General features: G+C 39.1%; 7 protein-coding genes. All 7 read right to left on the bottom strand.

The window, feature by feature from the left end:
• Positions 1-24 precede the first annotated feature (24 nt).
• Positions 25-2,265: a GH92 family glycosyl hydrolase gene (locus ACUNWD_RS11755; protein WP_445588004.1), complete on the bottom strand. Its 2,241-nt coding sequence runs from the start codon at positions 2,263-2,265 to the stop codon at positions 25-27.
• 37 nt (positions 2,266-2,302) lie between these two features.
• Positions 2,303-3,136, bottom strand: a complete 834-nt coding sequence (locus ACUNWD_RS11750; protein ID WP_445588003.1) for a sugar phosphate isomerase/epimerase family protein — start codon at positions 3,134-3,136, stop codon at positions 2,303-2,305.
• A 75-nt stretch (positions 3,137-3,211) separates the two neighbouring features.
• Positions 3,212-5,476, bottom strand: a complete 2,265-nt coding sequence (locus ACUNWD_RS11745; protein WP_445588002.1) for a GH92 family glycosyl hydrolase — start codon at positions 5,474-5,476, stop codon at positions 3,212-3,214.
• Between the two features lie 139 nt (positions 5,477-5,615).
• On the bottom strand, positions 5,616-7,079 hold the full coding sequence (locus tag ACUNWD_RS11740) for a DUF4998 domain-containing protein (RefSeq protein WP_445588001.1): 1,464 nt from the start codon (positions 7,077-7,079) through the stop codon (positions 5,616-5,618).
• A gap of 21 nt (positions 7,080-7,100) precedes the next feature.
• A complete protein-coding gene (locus ACUNWD_RS11735) occupies positions 7,101-8,342 on the bottom strand; it encodes a DUF5000 domain-containing lipoprotein (RefSeq protein WP_445588000.1) in 1,242 nt (413 codons plus the stop codon).
• A 60-nt stretch (positions 8,343-8,402) separates the two neighbouring features.
• A complete protein-coding gene (locus tag ACUNWD_RS11730; protein ID WP_445587999.1) occupies positions 8,403-10,337 on the bottom strand; it encodes a RagB/SusD family nutrient uptake outer membrane protein in 1,935 nt (644 codons plus the stop codon).
• Positions 10,338-10,349: 12 nt separating this feature from the next.
• On the bottom strand, positions 10,350-13,580 hold the full coding sequence (locus tag ACUNWD_RS11725) for a SusC/RagA family TonB-linked outer membrane protein (RefSeq protein WP_445587998.1): 3,231 nt from the start codon (positions 13,578-13,580) through the stop codon (positions 10,350-10,352).
• Between the last annotated feature and the right edge of the window lie 78 nt (positions 13,581-13,658).

Below are 13,658 nucleotides of genomic sequence, written 5' to 3'. Positions count from 1 at the left end.
TTCCTCTTTAAAAATCAAAGTATTTTATTCGACGCCCCAGAACCTGTTTGCCTTTGACCCCATTTCAAAAACCAGTTTGCCTCCATTTTCAATAACTTTATGCGAAATCCAGGGTGTATTCAATTCTTTACCGTTTAATGTAGCCGACTGAATATATTTGTTTTCATCAGAAGCATTCTCTGCTTCAATTTCAAATGTTTTCCCATTTTCCAAGCTAACCGACACATGCTTAAACATCGGACTTCCAATCGAATATTCAGGAATACCAGGAGTAACCGGATAAAATCCCATTGCCGAAAAGACGACAAACGCTGACATTCCGCCACCATCTTCATCACCCGGAATCCCCATCAGGTCGTTTCTAAACCATTCTTTAAGGAGTTTTCGTACGCTTTTTTGCGTTTTCCAGGGTTGGCCTGCATAATTGTACAAGTAGGGGATATGCAATGAAGGCTCGTTGGCCATTGTAAACTGCCCCACATTTCCGGTTTGATCGGGTAACTGAGCGTAAAAACCATATTTACTACGTCCAAGCGATTCAGTAAATGTTCGATCCAGGGCTTCTACAAATTTGTCGTCGCCTCCCATCATATTAATCAAGTCCGGAATATTGTGTTGAACATCCCAGCGGTAAGTCCAACCATTGTTTTCTCCGTAATAATCTCGAGCTCCCATACCCCCAGAGAATTTGTAATCAAAAGGTTCAATGAATTCTCCACCTTTGTCCTTGGGGTGAAAGAACTTTGTCTTCTCATTAAACAGGTTGCAGTAGTTATAGGAAGCTTGTTTGAAATAGGCAGCATCGTCTTTTTTTCCTAACTCTTCTGCAATTTGCGACAGACACCATTCATCATACGAAGTTCCCAAAGTCACTGCAACAGGTTGGCGTTTTTCTCCTGAATTTACCTCAGGAACGGTTTCTTTTTCTCCCTCGTGCAAAGCCGGAATATATCCGTGCTCTTTGTAAAACGCATCCAGTTCTCCGGCTGGTCTTCCTGACCATGGAGCAAGTGTCTTTTCAGTGATAGCACCTTTACAAGCCAGGTAAGCTTTTTCAAGGTCGAAATTTTTTAAACCTTTCCGGTAGGCATCGATTACCGAAGCCACTCCATGGTTTGAATTCATGCGGCGGCTGTCGCCTGTAATTTCGGGAAAGGTTGGCCACCAGAAATGATCCATTTGTTCCGACATCAGTACAAACGAATTTAGAATATCTTCTTCTTTCTTCGAATCAATTAAGACATTCAGCGGATGATGGGCACGGTAGGAATCCCAGATCCAGTCGTCGGTATAAAACGGACGTCCGTTATCGTTGTGCACTTTCCCGTCGAAAGCGCTGTAATAGCGACCGCCTTCCGAAATACAAACCGGACGTTCGAAACAGCGATACAACGAGGTGTAGAATACTGTTTGTTCATCATCAGTGCCACCTTCGATTTTTATTTTTCCCAATGCGTCGTTCCAAACATTGCTGCCAATTTTATGAAGCTCGGCTACTGATTTTCCGCTAACTTCGCGCTCCATGTTAGCTTCAGCTTGCTTACTATCGATAAACGAAATTCCGTACTTCACTCCGAGTTTTTTTGTTCCGGCCGGATAGCTGAGCACCAAACAAGCATTTCTCCCTTCGGCATTTGTGGCCTCTTCTAGTTTTCGGTCGTTTAACTTCGATACCTTTTGTGGCACTTCATCGGGCACCAGGTACACGTATGCTTTGGTGTTGCTTCCTATCGTTTGGTAGCCGCTTAAGCCTTTGCCATCCCACGTTAAGTTTCCATTTCCTGAACTCAATATAAGAAAAGCCGGAGCATCTTTTTCAAACTGAAGTTCGTAGGCTGCCGATTGATGCGACAAACCAAAATCAACCTGAATCTGCTGTTCATCCAAATAGACAGAATAGGAATAAGGTGTAAGTTTTTCCTGATCGTAACTGTAACTAATTACCGGCCTTAACTGCTTTTCATTTCCCTGAAACGGGCTTAACCTAAACGCTGAACTTCCACGATGACTAGTAACAACCAGCGGGAGAGCGTGTATTTCTATATTGGTATAATCACCCCGTTCGGGGTACACCCGTAGCAAACTATTGGGCAAATGGATGGTAGGGAATGTTGGAACCAAAAGGTGGCTGATATTTCCCATGTAGGGGTTCACAAAATCCACTGGTTGTTTTGCATTTTCATTGGTGGTGCCTTCACTTTTAACACTCGAAAATGAAAAAACTGCAACGCTTATAAGCAATACTTTTTTTAAAATAGGTATCATTGGTTTCAATTTAAATTTGTAAAGGTAGCTGCTCTTCCTATTTCTGGGTAGCCGCAATTACACCACGAATATAGCCAATTGACTCTGCAATTCCCATGAACGGGTTGTCCATATTCCTCTCATGCTCCAGACTTAGCATTCCGGTGTATTTTACTTTTCGAAGCATTTTAACCACGCCCGGAATATCTATAATTCCACGGCCAACCTCAACAGAATAACCATTGCCGGTGTTACCTGTCACATCTTTTAAATGCACATCAAAAACACGCGAATGGTACTTTTTAATGTCTTTAACCACATCGTTTCCGTTACGCGTATCATGGCCAATATCCAGGCACATTCCAATTCTTGGGTCCAAATCTTTTACATGGTCCCACACATCTTTTGCATCAGGATATTTATTGATGTCTGGCCCGTGCAAGTGGATGGCGATATTGAAACCATACTCTTTCACTTTCTTATCTACGTAGGGCAACAAATCATACTCTGGCACTGCAACAATAAGCTTTACACCTACCTTTTTTGCGTACTCAAAAGCCCGGTCAACTTCAACTTCATATTTCATGTAAAGAGGACCAACGGCATAGCTTCGAATTCCGTTATCCTCCAGTTTTTTCAGAAAAGAATCTATTTCATCCTGAGAGCTTTTAAGCGGTAAATGAAAATCTTTTATACACAGGTCGTGTACGTCTGCACGCTTCATCGTTTCAATGGTTTTATCAATGTCGAATTTTGCAAACGTGTAGCCTGCCATTGCGATATCAAACAATTCTTTTGTCTCGGGTGCCGGCTGTGGAGCTGGCTTTCTTTGTGCCATTGCTACATTGCCGACCAACATTACAACAATTAAAATAACTGCTAATTTTTTCATTTTCTAATTTTTTGCAAGATGCCAACAATCAATATTTTGCAGCTGGCCTATCTTTGTGTTTTGTATAATAGTCATTTAAAGTTCTGATTTTGGCCGGTCTTCGTTAGCTGCACCAAAATTGTAATTGGGCGAACTTCCCATCACAAACGACAGTACTCCACCGGCCATAATATCCTGATGATTAATGTAGCTTTTAGAGTAGGTCTGTCCATTCAACTCAACCGACTGGATGTAAATATTTTCTTTGCTGTTTTTTTTCGCCTGAACAGTGAAAGTTTTGCCTTCGGGAAGATTTATTTTGGCTTCGTCGAACAAGGGACTTCCAAAAACATAAATGCCATTTGAAGGATTTACCGGGTAAAAACCAAGTGACGACATTATGTACCATGCCGACATTTGTCCGCAATCTTCGTTGCCAATTAATCCATCAGGCTTATTGGTATAAAACTCGTTAAGAATGTAGCGAATCTTCTCCGCTGTTTTCCATTGTTGTCCAGCATAGGCATAAAGGTAAGCGATATGGTGACAAGGTTCATTTCCCTGTGCGTACATCCCAATTAATCCGGTTATATCAATAGAAGCATGTTCTCCCATGTCGCCGGTAATCGTAAATAAGGAATCGAGTTTTTCGGTGAATTGCTCATCGCTACCAAATAGTTCGATTAAACCTTCCGGATCTTGTGGAACCAAAAACGTATACTGCCAGCCGTTTCCTTCCGAGAAATCGCCCACCATGTGCACCGACTCCATGGGATCGTAAGGTGTTGCCCATGATTCATCAGACATTCTGGGGTGAACAAAACCGGTACTTTTATTAAAATAACTTTTATAGGTTTCGGATCTTTCAAAAAAGTATTTAAAGTCTTCTTCTTTCCCAAGCCCCTTTGCCATTTGTGCAACACTTCGGTCGTCTATTGCATTTTCAAAAGCTACCGAAGTTGCTTCACGAGCTTTAGTCCGTGGAATAAAACCATATTCCATTAGTGGGGCAATACCGCGTTGAGACTGAAAAGTTCCTGATGCTTTCAAAGCTTCAAAAGCCATTTCTTCGTCAAAACCATCAAATCCTTTTTGCCAGGCATCTACTACCACAGGGGCTGCACTGTACCCCAACATAGCATTGGTTTCATTTCCCATGAGATGCCATTGCGGCAATTTGCCTTGCTGTTGGTAAATTGCCAACATGGAGTTTATAAAATCGTTTACTCTTTCCGGCTGAACAATTGTCAACAGCTCATGCTCTGTCCGATAAGTGTCCCACAACGAGAAAACAGAATAATTTTCGAAGCCAGGATTATTGTACACTTCTTTGTCTATACCTCTGTAACTTCCATCGGCATCGTTAAATAAAACAGGTGCGATAAACGAATGGTACATCGCAGTATAAAAAATCTCTTTTAAAGCCGGATCAGCAGTTTTAATTTCAATCTTTGAAACTTCATGATCCCATTTATCCTCCGCCTGTTTGGCTATTTTGTTAAAATCCCAGTCGGGTGTTTCGGCATTTATATTGGACAGTGCATTTTCTGAGCTTACCGGCGAAATGCCCACTTTAAAAATCACTTCTCTTGGGTAACCTGCAAAGGAAATAACTCCTTTCGCTCCCTGTGCTTTTATAACATTTTCACCAGCTGGTGTCGTATTATCGTAAACCTCCAGTTTCTCGATCTCCTGATTGCTTTTTAGGGTAAACCAAATGCGCTGGTCTTTCGCCCAACCTTTTGAAAAGCGGTAACCTTGGATGGTAAATGCATCAACCTTTTTCAGGTAGGTGTTGGTTGATTTGTCGCCGTTTCCTTCTTTTAAATCAATAACTACGTGATTATTATTTTCTGAAGGGAAGGTGTATTTATGAACACCCACTCTTTCAGTGGCTGTTAGTTCAATCTTTATTCTGTATTTATCCAGAAGAAGAGAGTAATATCCGGGTTTCACTACCTCGTTATCATGACTGTAATATGAAGCATATGCATCGCTTATATCATCTTGTTGCCCCCTTTTTAAGCTCGCATCTCCGGTAACGGGCATCATTAAAATATCTCCCAAATCAGATCCACCGGTTCCGCTTAGGTGGGTATGGGAAAAACCAATTACGATACTATCTGAGTAATGATACCCGGAACACCAGTCCCAGCCTTTAAAAATATTATTTGGCCCCAGTTGAACGCCTCCAAAAGGTACACTCGCACCCACAAAAACATGTCCATGGCCACCAGACCCAATAATCGGGTTGATGTGTTTGGCAATATTATCCGTATTTTTTCGCGATTGGGAACACATACACAATGCAGGTAGTAAAAACATTATCAATGCAAATTCCTTTAAACTCTCTTTTCTCATTATGATTATTTACTTGGGTTAAAAGTTTTCTAAACAGATTCAATTAACCATAGAAAAATAAAACTTCCTGAATGCAGAACAGCATTTCAGGAAGTTCTTTATGTTTTATCTAATAAAATTATTATTGATTGTGATTTACCTACAGATCATCTCCGTACAATGAAATCTCACCAATGTTTACACAGTTGGTATTTTGCCAGTTAGGATATTTAACTAGAATACGGATGAAGCGTACTTTTTCTCCTATTTCATTAGTGTCGAAAGTAAAACCTTCGTTCCAGGCGTCTTCATCTACAGAGTTTTTAGTTCCATATTTGGCTCCAGATGGCTTTTTAATCTCAAAATCGCCAAGTTTATGCCAGTCTTCCTGCCAGTTATAAATTCCGCCTTCCGGCGAAGCCTCCACAAAGTTTTCGGCTTTACTATTGGTGTTACTTACCAAATCAACATAATTTGCATCGTCTTTACTGAGATAATCCGCCGGATTTTTTTGCTCAACATAGGTGGTTGTATAGTAGCTTTGGTATTCAGCCTCTGATGTAAAATCGTCCTGTGTTTTTAATTCATCTACTCCCCACACCTCAATAAAACGTACGCTATGTCCGGTAAAAGGACTGTTATCGGTTCTTGGCCAAATTTTAAATTGGTACAATGTGGCTAATTTTCCCATATCAATCGTAAACTTATTTGGGAACCTAAACTCAATACCTTCGCCAGATGCATTAGTGTAGTCAACCGTATGCAAGACGGTTCCATCTTGTCCATTATTACGGATCCCTCCATCGAAAATGGCAGAAAGAGGTCTTCCGTTATTTACAGATGTATTATCTCCTGGTTTATCACTCGTACTAAAGTTGGCTTTATCAATTTCGCGCTGAAATTTAGGCATCACGTATGCAACTTTTGCAGTGGCGAATGTATCAAGCCCATTTTCAGGTAAATAGGATGAATAGATATTAATTGTATCTCTGGTTGACAGACCACTTATTAAGGTTGTATTATCCTCATTTGGAACCTGAAGTTTAATGATATCTCCATCGAGTTCATACTCTACAACAGAATAAACCAATTCTTTATTACTCACTTTGTTCCATTCAATTTTCATTTCTGAAGTCTCAAGTTTTGAAATCCCTTCAACTCCTCTTTTACGGATGTTTTCAGTATAGAGATCCCCTAAAACAGAAGCGGTAATTTCTCTCGACATTGAGATATTGCCTTGATCATCCTGCATTTCAAACTCAAAAACATAGTCGTTTTCTTCCATATTCTCGATTATTGTTTCCGCCCATATTTTGCCGGTTGAATCCGCTACTGCATCCAAGGGTACCTCAACACTCCTATCGCGTTCATCCCAGTATATTACTGTTTTTGTTGTTCTGGGATCGTTACCTACAAGCCATTTAAACTTAATTCGATAATTACCAGGAAAAGCGATCATAGAATCTACTTTACCTATGTATACTGTTTCGCCTTCCTCCAGATATTTCTCGTGTAAATAATTTTGATCCTCGCAAGAAAAAATAAACAAGGACAAAACAATGATAACTGCAGTAAGAAAATATCCTTTATTTCTATATGAATATTTCAATTTTATATTTTTCATTTTATAATATTTTGTTTGTGACTATTCATTCGCAGCACCTCTTGCGTCTCCAAAAACAGATATTTCTGCAGCATGCATTGCTGTCGTTTTAGCCCATGTTTCTTTAACGACAAACCTCAGATAGCGAATATTTGTAGCATTTTCATTAAAATCGAAGTTGAACCCAGCTTTCGACGCAGCCAAATCCTCTTCGGTGTTTGTACCAACTCTACTTCCGGAAGGCTTAACAACTTCACATTCTGATAACAGTTTCCAGTCCTGTTTCCACTGATCCATATCTGCATAATATTCATCATCGATCTCGTGTGTTAATGAATCTGTTCCATAAACGTCGAATAGCCTCAAATTGTGCTGACTATAAGCATATGAATACCGTTCCCAAAGAACGAACCTAGAAAGATTTCCTGTTACACCTAGATCAACAGTGAAAAACTGAGGAACAGAATAGCCTGCAGAAGGATCGGTATGCCAGATTACATCGGTTGTTCCATCCCATAAATTTGTAACTGGGCGGTTACTCCTTGTTGATATATTGTCTCCATTCAGGTGTCCGTCTGCAAAGAACTCTTTGTCGAATTCCTCTTCATACAAAGGAGAAATTTCAACTTTCACGGTATCCGAATTATTCTCATATTTATCGACCAAGCTTAAAGCGAACAAACGTTTATCGGTAGTAAAGCCGTGTAAACTTTTTGTTCCATGCGCAGCTGATGTATAATAAATATCCTGTAGTTCTATATCTCCTTCGTCATTGGCTGCAAGAAAAGAAATACCAACAAGAACCTCTGCCGGGTTCTCCCACGTTATTCTAGTTCCTCCATAGGTAGGAGTTACTACAAATGATTCCAATATTGCTTTCATTGGCGAAGGCAGCGGAGTAAAACTAGTTTCGTAAGACTCTGATAAATTTTCACTATGGTCAGCAACATAAAGAGACACTTTCATCTCGGTAGTATCACTTAACCCTTCAATTTTCAAGCTCGAATTATAAACAGAAGAATTAACCGAACATTTTTTGCCATCATTTTCATACTCACAACGGACATAAGAGATGTCCACTTCTTTTGGTAAATCATAGGAAACAAGACCACCTCCGTATTCAGGGGTTATGACAACATTAGAAAGTCCGGACGGCGGGATATTATCTGTAGGTATTTGCCCTACAGAGGCTTCGTCGCACGAAATAGTGCCCATAACAATGAGACATAGCAAGGAAACTGCTATACCGACATTCTTTATATTATTAAAATATGCTTTATTCATTTGTTTGTCGTTTTAAATAATAAACATTCAGTAAGCAATGTACATTGCTTAAAATTTTCATTACCAACCAGGGTTTTGAACAAGGTTACTATTAACTGTAAGTGTATTATTCTTAATAGGCCAGAGATAGTTTCGGTATGAGAATCCTCTACTGGTAAGGTACACAGTTCTTTGGTAATAATCTTCATTCGTTGTTCCCTGATAGTCCCAACCACGAACGGGTTCATTTAACACGTCCATTGCGTCTCCCCAACGACGTAAATCGAAAGTACGTTGCCCTTCGAATGCTAACTCAATAAGGCGTTCACGCTTTATAATCTCACGCATTCCTTCTTGTGTATCTGGTTTGTTCTGGAATTCGGCTTCTGCCATTTGCCATGTTTCGCGAACTCCTTTTAATCCTGCGCGAGCACGAATTTTATCAACCATTTCATACACTTCATCCGTTGGTGTATCGTATGTTTCATTTAATGCTTCAGCATACAACAAATATAAATCAGCTAAACGATAGATTGGAATGGAGAAGCGATAAGGGCTAGGAGATGGAGATTGTGTAGGGATGCGGTAACTCACTTGTTTTTTTACAAAGTACCCGGTTGAAATATGGGCCTTTTCGTAAATAAACCCATGAGCTTCACCACTTTTATTATAGATGATAAATGGATTTTCTTCATCGTTGTTAATTAATTCATAAACACCCCTGTCAAAGCCTAGATTGGCGTAGAACCGAGGTTCTCTATAATAGTTCAAATTAGCTGTTACACCTTCTTTTTCTACATAGTAGTTATGAAAACTCCCGGTATCTTCTCTTGTAACAAAACGGTCTTCATAGTTCCATGTAGGATCTTCGTCGATAGGCAATCCATTATTTGTATAAAACAATTCAGCCATTTTCATTGTAGCACATATCTCAGCAAGAGAACCTCCTCCATTATCGTAGTCATAAAACATTGGGGTACAACGATTCTGAAAATCATTATTGCTCCTTGTGCAGGGCCAAATAATTTCCGGGTTTAAATTAACCCGCTCGCTGGCAACGCCTCGCAAGGTATATTTTAACGCTGTTGTATCCGACATTTTGTCAAATCCCGGCTCAAAACGGAATAAATCATGACCAGCAAGCTCGCATGTATTGATTGCATTTTTTATTGCAATGGCCGCTTTTTCCCACCTTGCTTTTATGTCAGAATTACTACCATCGCCACCAATTAAGGCAACTCCGTTGTTATCTAGAAAACCATCGTAGTAGCTAAATGATCCGTTAAAGAGAGGACTTGCTGCCCAAACCAGTGCTTTTGCTTTTATTGTTAACGCAATAGGGACTGTCATTCGTCCTGCTTCCTGGCTTAAATCATCTACTTGTAATGGCAAATTTTCAATCGCATCATCAATCGTTCTGGTAATAAAGCTAACAACACTGTCAACCGGTTGACGATACACTTTTACTTGGTCGGGATTTGCACTTACCTCAAGACTCTCTTCTATAATTGGGATTGGACCATAAAGTTGCATTAAAAACAGATGATAATATGCCTTCAATACTTTTACTTCTGCTTTCCAACTATCTCTTTCCCAGTCTTGTAGATCGGGGACATTGTCGATATTGTTAATAAAAATATTGCAATTACGAATACTTGTCCATAGGTTTTTACCACCTCTTTCCCCATCCCAATAGTTTTGAAAGGGAAAAGAACTGTTTTGAAAACCTCGTGCAATATATCCACCATGCGAATTTTTAAACAGGTTTATATCTTCATCCCACCAATAATCGTCACCACCAAGATTGCCGGGATAATTTCCAGCGTCTGCGAAATTAGGTAATCCATTATAACAGGTATAAAAGAACTTTTCAGAATTCACTCTATTTGAAAAAACTGTTTCCATAGTTGCAGTACCGTCGGGGACCACATCTAAAAAATCAGAACAATTAGTAAAAATTACACTTGTTCCAATAATAAAGACTATTGCTTTAAAATATTTTTTTAAATTCTCCATCTGATATATTTTTTAAAAATCAATAGTTGCTCCTAAGTTAATAACACGCTGTAAGGGGTAAGCTAAACCATTTCCACCCATTTCCGGATCCCATAATTTAAAAGCAGAGAACACTGCCAAGTTGCTTCCTGATGCATAAATGCGGATATTACTTAACCTACACTTTTCAACAAAACTTTTAGGAACCGTATATCCTAACTCTACTGTTTTCAATCGTAAAAAGGAACCATCTCGCATAAACCATGTGTTCCGTTTGTTATTATTATTTATTGTTGACTCTGATAACCGTGGCCACAAAGCGAAAATATCTCTATTGTCTTCTGACCAATGACTATCAGCATAAACCTGTAGCATTGCACGTGTTGTAGTAAAACCGTCTACTCCGTTGGTAACAAATGGTGCTGTGGCATTAGGATCAATCCAGAACGATGATCTTGCAGACCCCTGGAAGAAACAAGAAAAGTCAATCTTTCCAAATCCAAGAGAAAGACCAAATCCATAATTTATTTCTGGAGTTGTTGGATAGCCAATTGGTACTTGGTCTTTTTCATCAATTATCATGTCCCCGTTAATATCTTTGTATTTAATATCTCCAGCCAAGTAATTGTCAAATTGCGTTGGTGCATTTGCCACTTCCTCCTCATCAATAAACAAACGTTCTGCAACATATCCCCATTGTTGTGATACACTTTGACCAACATGAGAACGCCATGGAGTATCTTTATAATCAGGTTCCTCAAATACTTTGTACTCACTTGTAGCATAAGTAAAGTTTCCTCTCAAGATCATCCATAATTTAGAAGAAAATGATTTTGTATAATCAACCGAAAACTCACAACCATGGCTGGCAGCTTCGCCAATATTTGCACTTGGTGTTACCTCTAATCCCATTGTTGTTGGTATGTCTGAACGACGTTGCAAAATATTACTACGGTATTCATGGAAGAAATCTGCTTGGATTTCAAATTCATTCCAAAGATTTAACTCTGCTCCAAAATTCGTCTTGCGACTTATTTCCCAGGTTATATTCGGATCGGAGTAGCGATTTATTGATATCCCAGCACGTGAAAAACCATAATCATAACCGGCAGTATAGCCTCTGTCACCGTTGTTCATATTAATTTCAGACATATAGAAAAAGCGGTCATTACTACTACCAATCTGGTCGTTACCCACCAATCCGTAAGTTGCTTTTAATTTCAACTTTGTAATTGTCTCTTTATATGGCAACATAAAACCTTCATTGGATACCATCCACCCCAACCCGGCAGATGGGAAAAATCCCCAACGATGCCCAGAATCAAAACGTTCAGAACCATTATACCCAAAATTTGCCTCAACAAAATAGCGATCATCATAGCCGTAAGTAAGACGTCCGGCAAGCCCTAGATTTCGGTATGGTAATGATAACTGAAGGTTGTTGGATATTCCATCATGCTTTTCACGCAATGTAAAAACCAATAAACCGGAAATAGAATTCTTTTCTTTTATTTTCTTTTTGTAGTTAACAGCACCTTCTACGTACATAGTACTTACCAACTCCCTTGTGCCTGGTTGATAATTCAAATAATCCGTTCCACCATCAGGGTTTAGGTTGGTAAGCACGTAATCATCAGGATCTGGTGTTTCTGCCACATTATACCAGAAAGGGTTATACTGCCTTTTTATCTCCAACAAGGAATACCGGCTTATATTGAATAAACCTCGAACAGACAATCCTTCGGTTAGAAAATCTAGATCTTGATTTACCTCAAACTGAGCGTACATGTTTGATCGATCTTTCGATTTATATCCTTTAACCATTTCGGCATATGGATTCAAATAATTTCCGGTATCGTAATTGCCAAAGAGGATATTTTTGGTATAGATATTAGCTTCATCAGGCTCATAATAAGGCAAAAAATAAACCGGACTCGCATTAAGCACTTTCTTATACAAATCACTACCACTAACTAAGGGACCACTATATGTGTCAAAATCACCATTTAACCTTACGGTGATTTTTGTAGTTTGAGAAAGAAATACATTTACATTTGAACGTAACGAATACTTATCGGCACTAATATTATTATCGTAATTCTGGCGAGAATCATTTTTCAATATACCTTTATCGTTTGTATACTTTGCAGCAATGTAATAATTGGCAACTTTACCACCACCACTAATATTTAGGTTATAACGCTGATTAAATGTTCCGTTTTTAAACAACATATCATCCCAATCAACCTGCGGATACCTTAGTGGATCGATGCCTCTCTCTGTATAATCAATCTTCTTTTTACTATACGGTAAATTTATATCACCACGGGTAACCACTGCTTCATTATGCAGTTTCATAAAATTTATAGGATCTACAAAATCCAACTCTTCCGTAGGTTGAGAAAAAGCTCTTTCCATTCTAAAAGATATCTTAGCCTTACCTTCTCGACCTTCTTTGGTGGTAACCAAAATTACTCCATTAGCACCGCGCGCACCATAAAGAGCTGTAGCATTCGCATCTTTCATAATCGAAAAACTACCAATATCATCAGGAGTTAAACGAGAAAGTTCTCCTGTACTCATTTCTACTCCATCAATTAAAATAAGTGGATCCTTTTTACCTGTTCCAAATGTGGTAACTCCTCGAATAAAGAATTGAGCATTGTCAGCATCTGGTTCACCTGTTGTTTGGTAAGAAATCATACCAGCAATACGCCCGGCAAAAGCAGACGTAAGGTTACTGGATGGGATTTTCAAATCTTTCGGAGAAATGGTAGAGATTGAAGAAATTACACTTTCTTTCTTCTGTTTTCCGAAGGCAACTACAGTTACCTCGTCCAACTCGTCGGTTTTATCCTGCAATGTAACTACCAGGTCTTTCTGTCCAGTGTACTTTACCTCCTGTTTTTCCATACCTATAAATGAAAACACGAGTTTATCTCCGATTTCGGCTTCAATCGTAAAATCACCATCAGCATCGGAAATAGCACCACCATAAGTACCTTCGATAATTACGTTAGCCCCCGGAAGTGGGTCGCCATTTTTATCAACAATCCGTCCTTTAATTGTTTGAGGTTGTAGACTTTCTGCTTTCTCAGGAATTAAATTCCGAATGGGGTCACTGAAAAACTTGTTCCAGTTATTCCCCGCAATTACATCAACGTGGGATAAAAAGATAAAGGAAAAAATTCCAATAGCTTTTAGAGCAAACAAACGCGTTGATTGCATCTTCACATGAGAACAATACGGTCTGATTTTTTTCATAAAAAATAGTTTGAGTTTAATTTAGTGCCTCAGATATTTTACCTTAGCATTATTCGAAGTGTTAATTTTGAATAGTCT

This window comes from Sunxiuqinia sp. A32, assembly GCF_052690465.1.
This window is presented reverse-complemented; position numbering and strand designations above follow the sequence as displayed.

Coding starts and splice junctions, on each gene's coding strand:
- ACUNWD_RS11755 (WP_445588004.1), bottom strand. CDS start 2,265: ATGATACCTATTTTAAAAAAAGTATTGCTTATAAGCGTTGCAGTTTTT.
- ACUNWD_RS11750 (WP_445588003.1), bottom strand. CDS start 3,136: ATGAAAAAATTAGCAGTTATTTTAATTGTTGTAATGTTGGTCGGCAAT.
- ACUNWD_RS11745 (WP_445588002.1), bottom strand. CDS start 5,476: ATGAGAAAAGAGAGTTTAAAGGAATTTGCATTGATAATGTTTTTACTA.
- ACUNWD_RS11740 (WP_445588001.1), bottom strand. CDS start 7,079: ATGAAAAATATAAAATTGAAATATTCATATAGAAATAAAGGATATTTT.
- ACUNWD_RS11735 (WP_445588000.1), bottom strand. CDS start 8,342: ATGAATAAAGCATATTTTAATAATATAAAGAATGTCGGTATAGCAGTT.
- ACUNWD_RS11730 (WP_445587999.1), bottom strand. CDS start 10,337: ATGGAGAATTTAAAAAAATATTTTAAAGCAATAGTCTTTATTATTGGA.
- ACUNWD_RS11725 (WP_445587998.1), bottom strand. CDS start 13,580: ATGAAAAAAATCAGACCGTATTGTTCTCATGTGAAGATGCAATCAACG.